We start from the raw sequence: 20097 nt of genomic DNA on the forward strand, positions 1-20097 counted from the left end.
CGAGGCGCGCTTCAGGTTCGCGTATCGCCCGTGCTTGCTGCGATAGCTTCGCGTAGCAGTTTGGCCAATCGCGCGACCGGCGCCTCGGGCTCTGCCTGCGCCCGGTACATGGCTAGCGCGAGTGACGGCAATGTCGGCAGTCGGGTGCCCGCGCAATCCAGCACGCGCACGTGTGGCGGCAAGCCGAGCGGCGTTCGCACCGACAAGCCCAGGCCGGCCGACGTGGCGGCCCAGAGTGCGGCAAGGCTGGCGCTGGTGAAGGCGTGTCGCCACGCAATGCCTGCCCGGTCGAGCATCGACGTGACGATGTCGCGCAACGGGCACGGTGCATCGAGCAGCACCAGCGGCAAGGCTTCCTTGGTCTTGCGTGAACCACCGGCGCGCTGCTGCTGCGTCCACCAGGACACGTCGAGCAATTCGGCCGCGGCTGGCCCGATCCACTGCAGCGGCAAACGCGCGAGGCGTTCGCCGTGCGCCAGCGAGGGCCCGCCCTCCACCTCCCACATCAGCGCGAGGTCGAGTTCGCCGAGTTCGAGCCGTTCGCGCAACTCGGCACTGCGCGCGACGCAGACTTCGATGCGCACCTTGGGATGCGCGCGGGCAAAGCGACCAAGCACACCTGGCAAGACGTTCTCTCCAAGGTCCTCCTGAAGCCCGAGGCGAACCCAGCCCTCGAGGTCGACACCCCGCATTGCGGCGGCTGCTTCGTCATTGATTTCCAGCAGGCGGTGCGCATAGGCCAGCATGGTCTCGCCCGCGTCTGTCAGCGCAAGGCCGCGCCCGGCCTTGCGCAGGAGTGGTGTCCCGGCTTGCGCCTCCAACTTCTTGAGTTGCGCACTGACCGCCGACGTGGAGCGCCCCAGCCTGTCGGCCGCACGCGCGTAGCTGCCGAGTGCCACGCCGGTAGAAAAACTGCGCAGCACGTCGAGATCGAACATTACCTGGGCCATTTGCAATCATCCTGTTTTTGTGGATTGTCATCGAAATATTTTCTGATTTTCAAAATGGTCAATTTTCCCGAAACTGACCGGCATGACATCCATCGACCCTCTCTCTTCGCCCCGGCATCGCTGGAAAGTCCTCGCCGCCGGGGTGGGCGCCAATGCGGCCTTTTCCACCGCCTTCAGCGGCATCCCGATGACGGCGGTCCTCATGCGCTCCGGCTATCGGCTCGACGACGCCGCGCTCGGCCTGGTGCTGGGGCTCATGGGCCTCGGCATTGCCGTCAGCGAATTGCCCTGGGGCTTGCTGACGGATCGATGGGGCGACAGGCCCGTGTTGTTGACGGGTCTTGGTGCGACAGCGACCGCACTGTTCGCGCTCGCGCTCTTCGGGGCGCCGGCGTCGGGCCATGTGCCTGGACTGGGCTGGCTCGGTGCAGGTCTGCTTCTCGTCGGTGTGTTTGGCGGAAGCGTCAATGGCGCCAGTGGCCGCGCGGTGATGGGCTGGTTCGCGGACGGCGAACGTGGGCTGGCCATGAGCATCCGGCAGACAGCAGTGCCCCTCGGCGGCGGCATAGGTGCCTTGGTGCTTCCCATGGTCGCGCTGCACTTCGGCTTTGGCGCGATGTACAGCCTGTTGGCTGTGTTGTGCATGCTGGGCGCACTGCTGGCGATGGCATGGGTGCACGAACCGCCAGTGGCAGCGGACGCTCCGCTCGTTTCGCATGTGCGACCCGCGGGACGCGCCGGGCCTTTGCACGACGCCCGTGTGTGGCGGCTCGTGGCTGGCATCGGGATCCTGTGCGCGCCGCAGTTCGCGCTGCTGTCGTTCGGCACGGTATTCCTGCACGACTTCGGACGCGTCGGCCTGGCGGCCATCAGCGCGGCGATGACGACCGTGCAGGCAGGCGCGATGGTGATGCGCGTTTGGAGCGGCCGGTGGACAGACCGCTGGAAGAACAGGCCGGCGTACCTGCGCGCTTGCGGCTTTCTGACGGTGCTGCTGTTTGCGGCGCTGGGCGCCACCGCCATGCTGGGCGAATCTGCGATCCTCGGCTCATCGATCGTTCGTACGGGGCTGATTGTCTTGCTGACGGTCAGCGGCGTATGCGTGTCCGCCTGGCACGGCGTGGCATACACGGAACTGGCCACGCTATCCGGTGCGGGGCGCGCCGGCACAGCGCTGGGGATGGTCAATACCGGCGTGTTCGCCGTGTGCTTTCTTGCACCGCTTTCCATTCCGCACCTGCTCGCGATTCAGGGCTGGCCGCTTGTATGGTTCGCAGCCAGCGGCTGCGCCCTGCTTGCACTGCCGCTCTTGACGCCGGCGACGCGCACTCAGGCACGTACCGCGGCTCGGCCGCCGGTGTCGGTTGTCGAAGGCCGATTCCAACCCTCTGGAGGGTGCCCTTCGATGACCATTCGGCCCAAGTAGAAAATTGCCAACCGGCGTGCGCCGGCCTGTAATTGCGGCCATGGAGTGCAAGCAGTCAGAGGCCGTCGCGAGGATCCGGCAAATCTGCTGTGCCGGCCTGCCAAGCCGATCGTTCGTGCCGATGGTGATCGCGCAACTGCGCGAATCGATTCCGTCGATGTATGGCCAATTCGCCTGGTCGAGCGAAGCTGGTCGCGTGACCAATGCGTGGGCCGACCGTTTCCTTCCGCGCCGCGCGGCGTGGATCATCCTGCACTACAAGCGCTACGCCATCGACGCCGGCATCAGCATCCAGGACCTGTTGATGTTCGGCAAGCCGACCGGCAACCTGCGCAGCTGCGGCGAGCCGGCGTTCGAAACCTCGCCCACTTATGCGGCCATCTTCAAGCCCTACGGCTTCAAGTGGGTGCTCGACGGCGTGGTGCGCGATGCGATGCGGCCGTATGGCTTTTTCAGTCTGATTCGCGGACACGACGATCAGGATTTCTCGGCAGCCGAGGAGGAACTCGTGGGCCGGGTACTGCCCTACCTGGCGCATGCCATGCGCGTCGAGTCGGCCCGCCCGCCCAGGTTCGTGCGCGGTGCGGGACGATCGGCACTGGTCGTCTGCGACGCGCAAGGCGAAGTCGTCGAATGGTCCGAGCAGGCTCACCACCTGGCGTTGTTTGCGCTGATGGACAGCATCACCCTCGAGACCGAAGTCGAGCGCGAAGACGTCCGCGCGATTCGTCCGGCCCTGCGCGACATCGCATTGGCACTGCGCGAGCGCATGGACCAGGGCACCGGTGGCGCCAGGTTGCCCACCGAAGTGCGGCGCAACGGCTGGGGCGAGTTCGTCTTCCGCGGCTACCGGCTGAGCGGCGAGCAAGGACCGTCCGAACGCATCGGCATCCTGATCGAGCAACTGGTGCCCTTCGAGGCGCACTTGCTGGAGCGTGTCAACGCCACCAACCTGACATTGCGTCAAAGAGAGATCGCGCTGCTGAGCGCCAAGGGCCTGTCGAACGCCGAGATCGCGCACCGGCTCAACATCACGCCGAACACCCTGAAGGACTTTTTCAAGGCCATCTACACACGGCTCGATATCAACAGCCACCAGCAACTGGTGGAGCGCCTGTCGGCCGATCAACCGGCCCTCGCCGACTGATCGACCTGCGCATTCCCCCCTGGAGTGGGATTCGGCGCATCGCCTTTCCAAATACCTTGGAGGCCTGGATCGCTTGTTGCCGGAAACGATCCGGATCCTTCAATTCCGGCCATCTCAAGGAGATCGAAATGTCAGTCCTCGACGACATCGCCAATGCCATGAACAGCTACCCCAGGGACGAAACCGTGATCGAGATCGTGAACGAAGGCCGGGTCGGAAGCAGCACCGACACCGACGTCAATTCGGGTGAAATCTGGGAATTCCGCATCAAGCTCACCAACAACGGACATGTCGACATGACCAACGTTTCGCTGCACATCCTCGGGCTGAACGGGACCACGGTGCGGGAGAAAGCGACCGACTCCTTCGGGCCCGGCATGATCGTCGGCAACCTGAATCCCCTGGGCGGCGGCAGCACGGTCACCTCACGCGCCTTCCAGTTCCAGGCGCCACCTGGAACGGAGCCCGCGGGCACCGAACTGTTCCACGTCCACATCCAGGACTGGGAAGCCGGATCAGGCTTCGACCATTTCTTCACCGCGCATACGAAGGACGACAACGACGCCGCAGCACTCGGGATCGTCTACCCCCGCAAGTTCTTCACTTCGCAGGTGTTCCCGGCGTAGTCCGTGCGGCAGGCGGGGCGAGGCGGAGCCGGCGCGGGTCCACGGCGATCGCGTAGCTCTACAGCGCATGGGCCGAGTTCGTGAAATACGCCCTGTTTTCAACCGAAGGCCGTCCGTTGATCCGTCACACCCGCCTGCCGCGTCGTTACATGACGTTACCATCCCCCGCATCCTGAACAGAGCTAGTTGCCACCGCGCGTCGTTTGTTCAGCCGAATGGACTGAGCAAGAACTGCGAGCGGACGCTTGAAGAAGAAGAAGACGAGATTCCTGGCCCGGCGCGGGCTGACCGCCGCCTTGGCTTTCGCGGCTGCATCGGCCATCGCTGCACCCGGCGAAGTGCGCTTCGACATCACCCGCTTCCAAGTCGAAGGCAACACGTTGTTGGCCTCTTCCGAAATCGACAAGCGCGTTGCCCCAATGACCGGTCCGGGCCGCGCGTACGGCGACATTCAACTCGCTGTCGAGGCGCTGCAAGACGCCTACCGGAAGACCGGCTACAGCGCCGTCACCGTCTCGCTGCCCGAGCAGGAACTGACCGGCGGCGTGGTGCGGATCAAGGTGGCGGAAAGCGTGATCGCCTCGGTCACCGTCATCGGCAACCAGCACTTCGACGCCGACAACATCCGCGCCAGCGTGGTGCCGTTGCAGGTCGGGCAGCCGCCCAGGCTGGGCGCAATCTCGGAATCGCTCCAGCTCGCCAATGACAACCCCGCCAAGCAGATCGGCGTGACGCTGGCTGAAGGCGCAGCGCCCGGGACCATCGATGCCAAGGTGGCGGTGACCGATTACCATCCGCTTCGCCTGATCGCCACGGTCGACAACACGGGGACGTCGTCGACCGGCACCTGGCGCACGGGCATCGCGCTGCAGCACGCCAACCTGTTCGATCGCGACCAGGTCGGAACGCTCGCCTACACCACCTCGCCCGACAAGCCGGACGGCGTGCGGATGGACCTCTATTCGCTGGGCTACCGGATCCCGTTCTACGGCATTGGCGACAGCCTGGACTTCGTCTACGGCAAGTCGAACACCAATTCGCCGGCCGCTTCGCCCACGCTGGGCGGCGTGCTGGGCTTCACCGGCAAGGGCGATGTGTACGGCATGCGCTGGAACCATTTTCTCGGCCGCGATGGCGAAAGCTCCGCGAAGCTGGTGCTCGGTGTCGATCACAAGAACATCGACTCGCGCTGCAACGTGGGCGGCCAGGAAGTCAGCATCGAAGGGCCGACGCCACCGATCGCCTCGTGCGTGCCGTACCAGACGACGCCGCTGACCCTGAGCTACGTCGGCCAGCGCGATGGGATCGACCAGAACCTGAGCTACACGGCCGGCGTGTGGCGCAACATCCCGACCGGCAGCAGCTACACCAACGTCGACGGGCGCGTCGACCGCTATTCGTACCTCACCTCCGGCAACCGCGACACGACGGACAGCTTCATGGCCGCGTACGGCGCGGCTGCCTTCAACAAGGCGCTGGCCGGTGGCTGGCAGGTGCGCCTGGCCAGCACAGCGCAATACAGCTCATCACCTTTGGTGAGCAGCGAGCAGTTCTCGCTGACCGGTGCGACGCTGGTGCGCGGCTTCGACGAGCGCGCGGTGGTGGCGGACAGCGGCGTGGTCGTCAACGCCGAAATCTACACGCCAGAGTTGGCCGGGTGGGCCGGCATCACGGGCCAGTGGCGGATGCTCGCCTTCCTCGACGCCGGCCATGGGAGCAACAACCGCGCGAACGGCGTCACGGTGCCGTACAGCGTCAACGTGTCCAGCGTGGGGTTCGGCACGCGCTATGTCTGGACGCGGGATTTCAATCTGCGCCTGGACGTGGCCCGTGTGGTGGACGCAGGCACCGCGACGAACGAAAAGCGCGGCGACTGGCGTGCGGAGTTCCTCGCGGTGCTGGCGTACTGAAGACGACAAGAAGAAAAGGAAAGATCCCCATGCGCTGCTTCAGACTCCGCCGTCTTCCACTTGCCATCGCCACACTGTGCGCGGCCATGAGCCAACCGTTGTGGGCGCAGGTCCAGCCAGGGGCCCTGCCGACGGGATGGAACGTCACCTCCGGCAATGCCGCCATCACCCGCAATGGCACGACCCTGAACATCAACCAGACGACCTCGCAGGCGCTGGTCAATTTCCAGACCTTCAATGTGGGCTCGGGCGCGGTCGTGGACATCCGCCAGCCGAACGCGCAGTCCGCGCTGCTCGCGCGCACGCTGGGCGGCGACCCTTCGCAGATCGAGGGGCAGATCAAGGCCAACGGGGCGCTGTGGCTCATCAATCCGGCCGGCATCATGGTGGGGGCTGGCGCGCGCATCGATGTGGGCAGCTTCGTGGCGAGCACCCTGAACGTGAGCGACAGCGACTTTCTCGCGGGCCGGCTGACCTTCAAGAGCGGTGCCACGGCGGGCGAGGTGCGCAACGCCGGCACCATCAACACGGCCAGGGGCGGGAGCATCTACCTGGTGGCACCGAGCGTGGTCAACACGGGCACGCTGAACGCGCCGAATGGCGAAGTGCTGCTGGCTGCCGGACAGAACGTGCAACTGATGGACACCGGCACACCGGGCGTTTCGGTGGAGATCACCGGCACGCAGGGTGAGGCGAAGAACCTCGGGCGCATCGTCGCGGAGGCCGGGCGCATCGGCCTGACGGCCGGCCTGGTGAGCAACAGCGGAGAGATCCATGCCGACAGCGTGGTGAGCGAAGGCGGACGGGTGTTCCTTCGCGCATCCGGTGATGTGAAGACATCGAGCACATCGGACATCAGCGCCAGCGGCACCACGGGCGGGCGCGTGGAGTTGATTGCAGACGGGGCGGCCTCGATCGACGGCCGGGTTGCGGCCACGGGCAGCGCCGGCAAAGGCGGCTACGTCGATACCTCGGGCCATCGCTCGCTCGATGTCGTCAATGTGCCGGTGTTGGGCCGCGGCGGAGAGTGGCACATCGACCCGTACGACATCGAGATCGTGGCGTCGGGCCCGGACAGCGGCGTCACAGGCGCCCTCGTGTCCAACGAATCCGGCGCTCGGATCAGTGCGGGCACCATCACTTCGCAACTCGATTCGGGGGTGAATGTAAGCATCACCACCGGCACGGGAAACCCGGCCACCGATCCATGGCATGGCGACATCACCGTTTCCGCCGCCATCACGAAGACGGGCAGCGTGGATTCGGCGCTGACGCTGAACGCCAGCAACAACATCGTCATCAATGCGCCGATCACGAGCGTCAACAGTGCGCTCGGGCTCAATCTCAACAGCAACTATCAAGGCAACTACACCGGCGTCGATCATGCGGTGAAGCTCAACGCGAACCTGGATTTGCACGGTGGCGTCCTCAATGTGTCGGAGGGCCTCGGCGGCAATGGCAACGGCACGCTCAACATTGGCGCAGGCACGACCTCCCTGAACATGGCGACGTCGGCGATCAACGCCGCCGTCGTCAACGTGCTGCCGGACGCCACGCTGGCGCTGAACCGTGCAGGCTCGGCCCTGTCAGGCACATTGAACAACGACGGAACAGTGTCCGTCGGCGGCACGGGCTCGGCGGTCCTCGACCATGGTGGTGCGCACACGGGCGAGTTCAACATCGCGCCGGGAGCGGGGCTCTCGATGTCCGGCGGACAGACTTTCAATGCGGGCACCGATTTCACGGGCAGCGGCACGCTGGAATGGTCGGGTGAGGTCCATCTGGGCACGACCCTGGTCTTCGGCGCCGGCGGCAATGCGCTGGTGCTGCACGACACCAACCTGTGGGGCTTCGGTTCAAGCTTGCTGTCGACGCAAGGCACGGGCGTGGTGGTCGATGGCACTCTCGCGCTGCACGGCGCGGCCGCCTGGACCAACGGCACGAGCGTGGCAGTCGTGGGCAACGGCGCGATCTCGTCGTCCGACGAAGGCACGCACTTCCAGAACGACGGGGTCGTCACGACTTCGGGCACGCAGACCTACGTGCTGAGGGGCGCCGGAGGGGCGCTTGCGAACTTCGTCAACAACGGCAGTCTGGTCAAGACGAGCGCGGTTGATCAGGTCTACACGGGCTTCGGCAGCACGGCGGGCAGCGTGGTGCGCTCGGAGGCCGGCTCGCTCAGCGTGATGGGTGCGCAGCTCGACGGGCAGGTGCAGGTGATGGGCGGTGCCCACGTCACGCTCGACAGCGTGGCGCTGAACAGCAGTGTCTCCTTTGCCGGCGCGGGCACGATGGGTTGGCAGAACTACATCACCCTGATGGGCTCGGTGGATGTCGGCGCCGGTGCGCCTGAACTGTCGCTGGGGACGAGCACTGCGATCAATGGGCAAGGCAACGTTCTCACCACGCGCAATCGGGTCCATGCGGACGGCGCGCAGGTGACGCTGCTCGACCAGTCGGTGTGGAACAACCTCGGCACAGTGAGCGTCGGGCCCGGAAGCACATCGGCGTTGATCCTGCAGGGCAGCGGCACCTTCAACAACCAGGCCGGCGGCACGGTGCAGATCAACCAGGGCGTGCTCGACGCGACCTTCGACGAGGCGCATATGAACAATGGCGCCATCGTGCTTCAAGGCGGCGGCACGCTGCGCACGGGCGGCGCGGACATCTACAACAACGGCAGCATCAGTGGCAGCGGCACCCTCGCGATGGGCGGGGCGAGCGGCGGCACGCTGTTCAACAACGGGAAGGTGGCGCCAGGCACGAGTACTGCGGTGGGCACCTTGTCGGTCCAAGGCAACTACTCGCAGGGCAGCAATGGCGTGCTCGACGTCAAGCTTGGCGCGCTGGGGGCTGGAGAGTTCGACTTGCTCGATATCGATGGCTCTGCACGCCTGGGAGGCATGCTGCAGATCGACGCGCTGGGGACCTTTGCGCCGGCGAACGCGGCGTATGCGGACTTCATCGTGGCGCGCGGTTTGAGCAATAGCGGGAGCTTTGATCAGGTCCTTGCGGCGCCCGTCTCGTTCGGTGGCGCCGTCGCCACGGTGGCCGTCAGCTACGCGCCGCAAGGCACTGCCGCGGCTCGCGTGACGGCGACTGTCGTGCAGGCCCCGACGCCACCTGCGCTCCCGGCCCTTCCGCCGGCACCTCCCGCGCCACCCCCAGCGTCACCCCCAACGCCAACGCCAGCGCCGACGCCAGCGCCGACGCCTCCGCCCTCGGCGGACATCTGCACCATCGCTCCCAATTCGGCGCTTTGCCAGGTGCTGTCGCCGCCGACCGCATCGGCCCCGGTGAAGCCCGTCCAGCAGGCTTCCAACGAAGTCATCCAGACCGTCACGGCGATGCAGGCGACGCCCGTGAGCCAGCAGGACCCGGTCTTCCTCAGCGCTTCCACCACTGCGTCTACCGGCGGGACCAGCAGTACCAGCGACGACAGCAAGAAAGCAGACAAGGTTGCGGACAAGAGTGACACCAAGGAGGTCGCCTCCAAGGACAAGTCCGGGACCAAGAACGAGCCCGCCAAGAAGATGTACTGCAACTAAGGAGCAAGGCATGAAATCGACCCCCCTCCTCCTCTTGCCTCTCATTGCCTTGCTGCTGTCGGCGCAGGCCGTATTCGCACAGGCAGTCGGCACCGTCACCGATCTGTCGGGCATGCTGGTTTCCAGAGGCTCTGATGGCGTGAATCGGGTGCTCGCCGTGAACTCGCAGGTGCACGAGGGCGACACGCTTTCCACCCAGCGCAACAGCTACGCCCGGGTGGTCTTCAAGGACGACGCCCAAGTGCTCCTGCAGCCCGAATCCACGCTGGTCGTGACGCGCTATGCCTACGACGCAGATAAGCCGCAGCAAGACAAGGTCGAACTGGCCTTGGCGCAGGGCGGCATTCAGAGCACCGCCGGCAAGCTTGGACGGCGCAGTGCGGAATCGACCGTGATCAACACGCCCATGGGGGTGCTTCAGGGGAACGCGAGCATGGTCGTGTCCCTGAACCCGATCCGTCCCTGATCGTCCCCTGATCCCCGAGAGAGAAATTCCCATGAACAAATTGCTGATCGCCCTGCTGTTCGGAATGCACGGCGCGGCGGCCTTGGCCCAAGGGCCGGTCCCGCCCGCACCGGTCTTGCCCCCGGGACTCTACGTGCAGGTCCTCGACGGCCTGATCCACGTCACCAATCCGACCGGCACCTCGAACTTTGCCGCAGGGCAGTTTGGCTACACGGCATCCATCACCCAACCTCCGGTCGTCGTGCCAAAGAATCCTGGCATCCAGTTCACGCCGCCTCCAGCGTTCAGCGCCCCAGCGCCCGCGCCGACGTCAACGTCGACTGCGAAGTCCAACGCTGTGGATTGCGAAGTGCGTTAGACGAGTCTGGCGTTTTTGGTGACGTGACCATCTCGATCGCCAACTAGCAGCAACCCCAGAGACGATTCGCACGGTAGAAGGGTCCGCTGTCTTCGGCCAGTGCCTTGACCGTTTCCCTCCACGACGCGTTGGTGGCGTCCGCGGCCAGCGCGCGGCGCATGCGGGCGAGCAACTCGGCGTTCATGGCCGCCTCGTCGATGCCCTGAACGCGGCCGCCGTCGACAACCAGGCGCCCGCCGACCAGCACCTTGGCGATGTGGCTCCCATTGGCGCGCGCCAGCAGCAGATCCAGCGGATCGACGTCCGGGAACAGGCTGTCGTTGTCGAGCGAATTCCAGTCCAGCAGCACGAGGTCGGCGGGGTTGCCCGGCGCGATGCGACCTGCCGATGACATGCGGGCACCTCCGACGCTGCGCGCTCCGTTGCACGCGGCAAATTCCCAAAGCTGCTTGCGCGACATCGTCGTGTCGTATCCCCAGCCGCGATGCAGCGCATAGGCCAGCCGCATCTCGCGCAGCGCGTCGTCATCTTCGTCGAAGGCCAGGCCGTCCAGGCCCATCGCCACGCGGCAACCTTGCTTGAGCATTTCCGGCACCGGCGCGATGCCGGACTTGAGGCCGAGGTTCGATCCGGTATTGACCGCGATGGTCGCGCCGCGCTCGGCAATCAGCGCCAAATCCTCCGGGCGGGCCCAGGTGCAATGCGCCAAGGTGAGGCGCGGACTCAGCAGACCGATCTCGTCGAGGAATCGCACGATCCCCCGAGGATGAACCGCATCGGCCCAATCCCTCTGGTAGCGGGACTCCAGCATGTGCATGTGGACCGGCCGCCCGGTGTCTGCCGAAGCCCGGGCGATGGCTTCGAGCAACGGTGTGCTGCACCATTGAACAGCCGTCGGCCCATACTGGACCGTGACCCAGTCGCCATAGCCGCTTTCTCGCACCATGGTCGCGACCTCTTCGACCTGCGCGAGTTGCTGTGCCGGCGCAACGGGCTTCACGGCGAGCCGCTTGGCGACGGCATCGCGGATCCCGGGTCGCAAGGCGGCCAGCACGGTCGCGTCGTCCGTGTACGCGATGCCGTTGCGGTCCCTCATCGAAACGGCAAAGCCGATGCGCACGCCGACGTCGCGCGCCGCGCGGGACACCGCGCGCGCCTCGTCGATGTAGGGCATGCCACCCTGTACCCGCGTGTAGTGCACCATCAGGTTGGCAACGCCGTGCCGTACCGAACGTGCGAACGATGTTGCCGCGCAGAGGTAGGGGTCCATGCCCGGCGTCACGCCAAGGAAGGGCAGCCAGCTCTCGAGCGGCTGGCCCGAGGCACCCAGCGTGGCACTGCGAAAGGTGCGCGCGTGGTCGTGTGCGTTGGACAGCGCCGGCAGCGCCAGATTTCGCGCTCCGCCCGCCGGGCCGGAGAGCCGTTCGATCGAACGGACGTTGCCGCCGTCGAAGGCGATGCGCACGTTGGACTGGGCCGCCGCGGTGCCCGGATCGGCCAGCAGCCATGCGCAGTCGAGGAAAGGAGGTGGTGCTTCCGAGCCGCCACCGGCGACGATGTTGTGATTCATCTTGGGCGTTTCCGGCCACTGTTGAGGGCACCGATGGTACGAAGCAGACGCGCCGGATGGTGCTTTCCAGATGTACCGAATCACGGGTCCTGCGTTGCCGTCACGGCAACAGTCACGGCTCGGCGCCTGCCTTTCCCATCGCGTGGATCACATGCTCCGCGAAGGTATGGGAAATCACGGGCAACTGCCGACCGCGCAGTTGTGCCAGAACGAGTTGCCCGCGCGGAAATCCGCGGTCTTCGATTTCACGGGCGACAAACTCGCCACGGTGACTGGTGGCGCCGATCTCGAACTGAAACGAGATGGCGTGCTCATGGAGCAGATAGCCGCGCAGGAATTCGAAGCCGGTGCTTTCCACCACCGGACTCAGCTTCTGCGAGCTTCGCGCCAGAAAGCGTTCCAGCATCTGTCTTCCCCCTGTGTCGCGGTTGGGCAGGACCAGCGGGTAGTTGGCGCAGTCGCGCAGTCGAATGCCGCCTTCGCGCTTGGCCAGTGGATGGCTGCGGTGCATCGTTGCCACCAGTTTCTGGTCGAACTCCGCGATGCGCTCGATGTCGGCATCGGGCGCGAGGTTGAACACGAGCGCGAACTCGATCTCGAAGGCGCGCAAGGCAGCAAGTGCCTGGACATGGTCGCCGAAGCGCGCCTGGAACGTCACCCCAGGGTGTTTCGCCCGGAAATCGGCGATGGCGCGCGGCAGGAATACCGGAGCGAGCGCCTGGCTCGACAACAGGCTCACATGGCCGCGCCGCAGGCCTTGGAGTTCCGCGATTTCCGATCGCACCTGCTCCAGGTCGGCTGCCCGGCTTCGGATGTAGTGCAGGAACAGTTCGCCAGCCGAGGTCAGGCGCATCCCGCGGGGCAGTCGCTCGAACAGCGGCGTTCCGAGTTCCTCCTCGATGTCCAGCAGACGGCGATTCACCGCCGATGCCGCGACGTGCAGGTTCTCGGCAGCTTGTCGAATCGAGCCCACGCGAGCGACCTCGTCGATATAGCGAAGAAAACGCAGATGGTTCATGGCTGGTCAGGATGGAAGGTGAACGTACCGTTGCCGAATCGGCAACGGAATTGACGCCAATCGGCAATATCCGAGAGCGAAGTGTCCCATACATTGGGCCGCTCAACTTCGTCCTGGAACTCCGAAAGCCCGCATGAAAAAACACCCCACCGACCTTTCCACCGCCGAACAGTCCTTGCGCGATGCGGCGCTCGAATATCACCGCACTCCGACGCACGGCAAGATCTCGGTGATGCCGACCAAGCCGCTGTCAAACCAGCGCGACTTGTCGCTTGCCTACTCGCCCGGCGTGGCCTACGCCTGCCTGGCCATCGAGGAAACGCCTTCCCTGGCCGCCGAATACACCTCGCGCGGCAACCTGGTCGGCGTGGTCACCAACGGGACGGCCGTGCTGGGCCTGGGCGACATCGGCCCACTGGCCAGCAAGCCGGTCATGGAGGGCAAGGGTTGCCTGTTCCAGAAGTTTGCCGGTATCGACGTGTTCGACATCGAACTCGCGGAGCGCGACCCCGACAAGCTCGTCGACATGATCGCCGCGCTCGAGCCGACCCTGGGCGGCGTCAATCTCGAAGACATCAAGGCGCCCGAATGCTTCTACATCGAGAAGAAGCTGCGCGAGCGCATGAGCATCCCGGTCTTCCACGACGACCAGCACGGCACCGCCATCATCTCGGCGGCGGCACTGTTGAACGGCCTGGAACTGGTCGGCAAGAAGATCGGCGACGTGAAGATCGCTGTCTCCGGCGCCGGCGCGGCTGCCATTGCCTGCCTTGACCTGATGCTGGAACTCGGCGCGCAACGCTCCCACATCCATGTTTGCGACTCCAGGGGCGTGCTCCACGACCGTCGAGAGGACAAGCTCGACGTGTCGAAACAGCGCTATGTGCAGAAGACGATGGCACGCACGCTGGCCGATGTCATGGAGGGTGCCGATGTCCTGCTCGGTTGCTCGGCCGCCGGCGCGGTCACGCCCGAGATGGTCGTGTCGATGGCCCGGCAACCCATCATCCTGGCGCTCGCCAACCCCGAGCCGGAGATTCGCCCCGAACTCGCCCGGCAGGTGCGGCCCGACTGCATCATCGCCACCGGCCGGTCCGACTACCCGAACCAGGTCAACAACGTCCTGTGCTTCCCGTACATCTTCCGAGGGGCACTCGACTGCGGCGCCACCAGCATCACGCCAGCGATGAAGGTCGCCTGTGTGCGCGAGATCGCCGACCTGGCAAGGGCTGAAATCAGCGCCGAGGTTGCCGCGGCCTACGCGGGGCGCGAACTGCGCTTCGGTCCCGACTACCTGATTCCCACGCCCTTCGACTCGCGCCTGATCCTGCGCCTGGCGCCGGCCGTGGCGCTCGCCGCGGAAGCCTCGGGGGTGGCGACGCGGCCGATCAAGGACATCGAGGCCTATCGCCAATCGTTGACCCGCTTCGTCACGCACACCGGCATGTTCATGCGACCGGTCTTCGCTGCCGCGCGTGCCGCGGCCAAGCGCGTCGCCTATGCCGAAGGCGAAGAAGAACGTGTGCTGCGCGCGGTGCAGATCGCGCTGGATGAAAGGCTGGTCAGGCCGATCCTGATCGGCCGCCCCGCCGTGATCGCCGCGCGCATCGAACGCGCCGGCTTGCGGATGCAACCGGGACGCGACTTCGAGACCGTCAACCCGGAGGATGACGCGCGATTCCGCCAATACTGGGAGGCCTACCACCGTCTCAATGCGCGCGCGGGCGTGACGTCGGAGATGGCCAAGGCCGCCGTACGTCGCTCGAACACCACCATCGCCGCACTGATGGTGCATCTCGGCGATGCGGACGGCATGCTCTGCGGCCTGGTCGGGCGTTTCGAAGGCCATCTCGAACACGTGCAGGAAGTGATCGGCCCGCGTGCCGGAGAACAGGTCTATGCCACGCTGAACGCGTTGATGCTGCCCAAGCACACGCTCTTCGTCACCGACACTTACGTCAACGACGACCCCAGCGCCGAGCAGCTCGCCGACATCACCACCATGGCCGCGGAGGTCGTGCACTACTTCGGGCTGGAGCCGCGTGTGGCCTTTCTCTCGCACTCTGCCTTCGGCAGCAGCAAACGGCCCTCGGCGCTGAAGATGCGTGCCGCGCGCGATCTGTTCGTGGAGCGCATGCCGGACGTGCCGGCCGATGGGGAAATGCACGGCGATGCGGCCTTCGACGCGGGCCTGCGCGACTCGCTGCTGCCCGACTCCACGCTCACCGGCAGTGCGAACCTGCTGGTGCTGCCCAATCTCGATGCGGCGAACATCCTGTTCAACGTGTTGAAGATGACCGGGGGCCAGGGCGTGACCGTCGGTCCGATCCTGCTCGGCGTCAGGGCCGCCGCGCACATCCTGACGCCCTCCGCCACCGTGCGACGCATCGTCAACATGACCGCACTCACTGTCGCGCACGCCGGGAGGCTGGCGACCCGACGCGTTGCCGAAACGGCAACGACACCCACGTAATTCAGCACGATTGAAGATCGCACGTGCGCCTATATTGACAACACCCGAGACCCACTCTCCACCGAAAGGACAAACACATGAACCTCCAACTCAAAGGCAAAGTCACCGTGATCACCGGGCCGGCCAAGGGCATGGGCCGGGCCGTCAGCCTGGCTTTCGCCCGTGAAGGCGCGAAGCTGGTGCTCGCGGGACGCGACATCGCAGCCATCGAACCGGTGGCCAAGGAGGCGCGCGGCCTCGGCGCCATGGTTGTCGTCGCGCCGTGCGACATGACGGACTCCGGACAAAGCACTGCGCTGGCCGCGTTCGCGCTCGAAGCGTTCGGCCGCATCGATATCCTGGTCAATGTTGCAGGCGGCTCCGGCCCGATCGGCAAGACCGGGTGGGACACCACCACCGAAGAGTTCAACCAGATCGTGCAGCTGAACATGACCGGCTGCTTCAACACCATGCGCGCCGTGCTGCCGGGCATGGTGGCGCAGCGCTACGGCAAGGTCGTCAACGTGGGTGGCACCTTCGGCATGCGCGGCCGCGCCGGACGCATGGCCTACTCGGCCTCGAAGTGGGGCCTGCGCGGCATCACCAAGAGCTTCGCGCTCGAAGCCGGCCCGCACAACATCAACGTCAACTGCGTCGCGCCCGGAATGGTCGACGGTCCCCGCTTTCGGGAGAAGGTGTGCGCCAACATGGCCGCAGAGCTGGGCATCACCCTCGAGGAAGCGATGACCCGTCACGCCGAGGACTACGCCATGCGGCGCGTCGCGACCGATGAGGACATCGCCAACGCGTGCCTGTTCCTGGCCAGCGACTCGGCCCGCCAGATCACCGGCGTGGACCTGCCCGTGGATGGCGGCTGGGCCATGCTCTAGAGGGCATCCGGTGGCCAAGTCCGACAAGACCATGAAGCCGGGGGCGTTTGGCCCTTCCCCCCACAACGCCTGGACCGTGGGTCCGCGAGGCGTGAGCCTGGTGCGCCAGCCGATCGCTCCGCGCCCGCTGCGGTTCGATGCCGAGCCCGAGTCCATCGAGATCGACATCGCACGCAGCGCGGTTCTTGTCGTCGACATGCAGAACGACTTTTGCCATCCCGAAGGATGGTTCGGTCAAAAGGGCATCGACGTGCGTCCGATGCGCAAACCGATCCGGATGATCAAGCGCTTGCTGCCCGCTTGGCGCGAGGCCGGCGGCGCGGTGGTCTGGCTCAATTGGGGTGTCCGACCGGATTGCCTCAACCTCAGCCCGACGATCCTGTTCAAGGGCAAGGGCGGCAACCCCGACGCCACGGGCTACGCCGAACGCTCGAAGAACGACCGCGGGCGAGCGGTCGTGCCCGGCGAATGGGGAACGCAGGTCGTCGACGAGTTGAACGTCGAGCCCACGGACATCACTGTCTTCAAGCATCGGCTGAGCGGCTTCTGGGACAACGAACTCGACACGATCCTGCGCCAGCAAGGCATCACCACCTTGCTGTTCACCGGCGTCAACACGGATCGATGCGTCTTCTCATCCCTGCAGGATGCCGCCTTTCTCGGCTACGACTGCGTGCTGCTCGGCGATGCGTGCAGCACGCCGTCACCAGCCTTCGTGACGCGCGCCATTCATTTCATCGTTCAACGACTCCACGGATTCTCGGCCAAGGCAGATGCGCTTCTGACCGCGCTCGCAGCGGGATCCGTGGCCCCTGCACTCCCCAAAAGGAAAACCCCATGAACACGATTCACAAAGAGGTCGATCTCGTCATTCGCGGCGCGAAGGTCGTATCGCCTGACCAGATCATCGACGCTTCCGTAGCGATCTCCGGCGAGCACATCGTCGCCGTCGGGCACGACGACACGATGCCTCCCGCGCGCCACGAGATGCGGGCCGATGGCCTGTATCTGTTGCCGGGCGCGATCGACAGCCACGTGCATTTCCGCGACCCCGGCTATCCGAACAAGGAGACCTGGAAGACCGGTTCGGCCGCCGCGGCATGCGGTGGCGTGACAACCGTCTTCGAGATGCCCAATACCAATCCGCCGACCGGCACGATCGAAGCGTTGAACATCAAGCTCAAGGCCGCCCAATCGTCGTATGTCGATTTCGGAATTCACGGCTTGCTGGGCGACGACACCATCGACCGGCTCGAGGAGTTGCTCGACGGCGGCGTGACCAGCTTCAAGGCCTTCGTCGGCAATACGTTCGGCAACCTGCCGGCACCCACCGACGGGGCCTTGCTGGAAGGCTTCGAGAAGCTCGCTCCGCTGGGCATTCGCACAGTGGTGCACGCCGAAAACTCTTCGATCATGGCGCGCCGCCAGAAGCGCATGGTCGAGGCAGGCCGCATCGACTCGCTGGCGCACCTGGCCGGGCGGCCGGCGGTGTGCGAAGTCGAAGCCATCAGCCGCGTGCTGATCCTGGCCGAATGGGCCGGCGCGCGCGTGCACATTGCACACCACAGCGCGGCGGACTCGCTCTATGTGCTGCGCGATGCCAAGCGCCGCGGTGTCGACGTCACTGTCGAGACTTGCCCGCAATACATGCTGCTGAGCACCGATGACATGCTCAAGCTCGGCGGCATCATGCGGGTCAACCCGCCGATCCGCGAGAAGCGCCACAACCAGCCGCTGTGGGACGCCTTGCTCGACGGCACGATCGACATGATCGCGACCGATCACGCGCCGCACACCGTCGAAGAGAACACGCGCGAAAGCATCTGGAACTGCGATTGCGGCTTTCCTGGCGTCGAGACCCAGATGCCGCTCATGCTCACCGAAATCAATCGCGAACGCGCCACGCTGATGGACTACGTCAGGTGGAGCTCAGTGGCGCCCGCCAAGGCCTGGGGCCTCTACGGCACCAAGGGCGTGATCGCGCCCGGAGCGCATGCCGACATCGCCATCGTCGACATGAACCGCACCGGCGTGCTGTCGCAAGGCAAGCTGCAGAGCATCAGCAAGATCTCGCCGTGGAACGGCCGCGCGGTCAAGGGCTATCCGTTGCACACGCTGCTGCGAGGCCGCTTCGTGATGCGCGACGGAAAGCTGGTGACAGAGGCCACGGGATGGGGCAAATCGGTGAAGGGCATCCAGAAGATGCCGACGCCGAGGCCCCGCAATACCGACAACTACAGCAGCGCCATCCTGTGCACGCCGCCGGGCGTGCCGCCCACGGCCGTGCCCGAGGGATACGAGGCCGAAACGGCCGTCCTGGCGAAGTAGTCGCCCCTCCGAACTGAGTACGCCGCGAACTGCCTCGGCAGTTCGTGACGTCGACCTTGTGACCATGGAATTCGGCCCGATACAACGTGGAGACAGACATGAACATGAACACAGCGACAGCGGCGACGGCATCATCGGCAGCGATGGCACCCACACGAGAGGTGACCAAGGAAAATCGATGGCTTCAACTTTTCTACGCCGTCGTCTGCATGGCGATGGCATCCAACATCCAGTACGGCTGGACGTTGTTCGTCAATCCCATCGCCGCAAAAACCGGCTGGCCCCTCGTGGCCATTCAAGTGGCCTTCACGATCCTGATCGTGTCCCAGACATGGCTGATGCCCATTCAAGGCTACCTCGTTGACCGGTTCGGCCCCAAGCCGGTGGTGATGGCCGCCGGCGTCCTCCTCAGCGCCGCATGGATTCTCAACGGCACCGCGACATCGCTTCCGCTTCTCTACGCGGCGGCCGTACTCGGCGGGATCGGCGTCGGCGGCGTGGTGTCGGTGGGCACCGGCAACACGCTGAAGTGGTTTCCCGACCGCCGCGGACTCGCCGTCGGATTGTCGGCAATGGGTTTCGGCGTGGGCTCCGCGGTGTTCATCAACCCGATGGCGGACATGATCAAGACGCAAGGCTACGAAAGCACCTTCATCACTTTCGGCCTGGTATTCGGTCTCACGATCTTCGTCTTGTCCTGGTTCATGCGCTCGCCGCCGACACACACGGCCCACGGCGCCGGCGCCGACGTGAAGGAGCGGCGCAGCTACACCCCTCTCGAAATGGTGAAGACACTCCCGTTCTGGATGCTGTACGCGAGCTTCATCTGCGTTGCGGCCGGCGGGTTGATGGTCATTGCCCAGATTGCCCCGATGGCCAAGGACATGAAGATCGCGGACGTGCCGGTCACGATGCTCGGGCTCACCTTGCCGGCCCTGGTTTTTGCCATGACGATCGACCGCGTCCTCAATGGCGTCACCCGCCCATTCTTTGGCTGGGTCTCCGACAACATCGGCCGCGAGAACACGATGTTCGTGGCCTTTGCGCTGGAAGCCGTCGGTATCTGGGCGCTGTCGGTGTTCGGCCACGACCCCGTGTCGTTCGTGCTGCTGACGGGGTTCGTGTTCTTCGCCTGGGGCGAGATCTTCAGCCTGTTTCCGGCCACAATCGGCGACACCTTTGGCAGCAAGTACTCCGCGACGAACGCCACGCTGCTGCAAACGGCCCAGGGCCTGGGCGCACTTCTGGTGCCACTCTCCGGGGTCATCATGCATGCAACGGGGAGCTGGAACATGGTCTTCCTGATTGCAGCCGGCATGAACGTGACGGCCGCACTGCTGTCATTGCTGCTGAAGCCAGTCCGCGCACGCCTGATGGCGCGACATTGAATGTTGACGCCGGCCTGCCG

General features: G+C 65.4%; 15 protein-coding genes. 12 read left to right on the forward strand and 3 right to left on the reverse strand.

Features of this window, described 5'->3' with window-relative positions; genetic code table 11:
* Positions 1-11 precede the first annotated feature (11 nt).
* Positions 12-950 (reverse strand): LysR substrate-binding domain-containing protein, encoded by a 939-nt coding sequence (locus AC1DN9_RS11820; protein WP_478100273.1) that lies wholly within the window; start codon positions 948-950, stop codon positions 12-14.
* A gap of 82 nt (positions 951-1032) precedes the next feature.
* Between AC1DN9_RS11820 and AC1DN9_RS11825 the strand changes: the two genes are divergently transcribed.
* The 7 genes from AC1DN9_RS11825 (at position 1033) to AC1DN9_RS11855 (ending at position 10431) form a co-directional block, all read left to right on the forward strand.
* A complete protein-coding gene (locus AC1DN9_RS11825; RefSeq protein ID WP_478100275.1) occupies positions 1033-2376 on the forward strand; it encodes an MFS transporter in 1344 nt (447 codons plus the stop codon).
* Positions 2377-2416: 40 nt separating this feature from the next.
* Positions 2417-3523, forward strand: coding sequence for a helix-turn-helix transcriptional regulator (locus AC1DN9_RS11830; RefSeq protein ID WP_478100277.1), 1107 nt, complete (start codon positions 2417-2419; stop codon positions 3521-3523).
* A gap of 128 nt (positions 3524-3651) precedes the next feature.
* On the forward strand, positions 3652-4149 hold the full coding sequence (locus tag AC1DN9_RS11835) for a hypothetical protein (protein ID WP_478100278.1): 498 nt from the start codon (positions 3652-3654) through the stop codon (positions 4147-4149).
* A 245-nt stretch (positions 4150-4394) separates the two neighbouring features.
* Positions 4395-6059 carry a ShlB/FhaC/HecB family hemolysin secretion/activation protein gene (locus AC1DN9_RS11840; RefSeq protein WP_478100280.1) on the forward strand — a complete coding sequence of 555 codons (1665 nt, stop codon included), beginning with the start codon at positions 4395-4397 and terminating at the stop codon, positions 6057-6059.
* 86 nt (positions 6060-6145) lie between these two features.
* Positions 6146-9607 (forward strand): two-partner secretion domain-containing protein, encoded by a 3462-nt coding sequence (locus AC1DN9_RS11845; RefSeq protein ID WP_478100282.1) that lies wholly within the window; start codon positions 6146-6148, stop codon positions 9605-9607.
* A 10-nt stretch (positions 9608-9617) separates the two neighbouring features.
* Complete coding sequence (locus AC1DN9_RS11850) at positions 9618-10073, forward strand: FecR domain-containing protein (RefSeq protein ID WP_478100284.1); 456 nt, start codon at positions 9618-9620, stop codon at positions 10071-10073.
* 31 nt (positions 10074-10104) lie between these two features.
* A complete protein-coding gene (locus AC1DN9_RS11855; protein ID WP_478100286.1) occupies positions 10105-10431 on the forward strand; it encodes a hypothetical protein in 327 nt (108 codons plus the stop codon).
* A 43-nt stretch (positions 10432-10474) separates the two neighbouring features.
* Here the strand turns inward: AC1DN9_RS11855 and AC1DN9_RS11860 are convergent, their stop codons facing one another.
* Both AC1DN9_RS11860 and AC1DN9_RS11865 read right to left on the reverse strand, forming a co-directional pair.
* Positions 10475-12001: an amidohydrolase family protein gene (locus tag AC1DN9_RS11860; protein WP_478100288.1), complete on the reverse strand. Its 1527-nt coding sequence runs from the start codon at positions 11999-12001 to the stop codon at positions 10475-10477.
* Positions 12002-12113: 112 nt separating this feature from the next.
* Entirely contained in the window at positions 12114-13019 is a 906-nt protein-coding gene (locus tag AC1DN9_RS11865) for a LysR family transcriptional regulator (RefSeq protein ID WP_478100290.1), read from the reverse strand.
* 133 nt (positions 13020-13152) lie between these two features.
* On the opposite strand from AC1DN9_RS11865, the gene AC1DN9_RS11870 reads away from it, so the two are divergent.
* From AC1DN9_RS11870 to oxlT, 5 genes are all read left to right on the forward strand, one after another.
* On the forward strand, positions 13153-15492 hold the full coding sequence (locus tag AC1DN9_RS11870) for an NADP-dependent malic enzyme (RefSeq protein ID WP_478100292.1): 2340 nt from the start codon (positions 13153-13155) through the stop codon (positions 15490-15492).
* A gap of 77 nt (positions 15493-15569) precedes the next feature.
* Positions 15570-16361 (forward strand): SDR family NAD(P)-dependent oxidoreductase, encoded by a 792-nt coding sequence (locus AC1DN9_RS11875; RefSeq protein WP_478100293.1) that lies wholly within the window; start codon positions 15570-15572, stop codon positions 16359-16361.
* 10 nt (positions 16362-16371) lie between these two features.
* A complete protein-coding gene (locus AC1DN9_RS11880; protein ID WP_478100295.1) occupies positions 16372-17202 on the forward strand; it encodes a cysteine hydrolase family protein in 831 nt (276 codons plus the stop codon).
* The gene (locus AC1DN9_RS11885; protein WP_478100296.1) at positions 17199-18689 is read left to right on the forward strand and encodes a dihydroorotase; all 1491 of its coding nucleotides are present in this window, start codon (positions 17199-17201) and stop codon (positions 18687-18689) included. The genes AC1DN9_RS11880 and AC1DN9_RS11885 overlap by 4 nt, the downstream gene beginning before the upstream one ends.
* Positions 18690-18787: 98 nt before the next feature.
* Positions 18788-20077: an oxalate/formate MFS antiporter gene (gene oxlT, locus AC1DN9_RS11890; RefSeq protein ID WP_478100297.1), complete on the forward strand. Its 1290-nt coding sequence runs from the start codon at positions 18788-18790 to the stop codon at positions 20075-20077.
* The last annotated feature ends 20 nt before the right edge of the window (positions 20078-20097 follow it).

The sequence above is a fragment of the Variovorax sp. 05L425 genome (genome assembly GCF_056397705.1).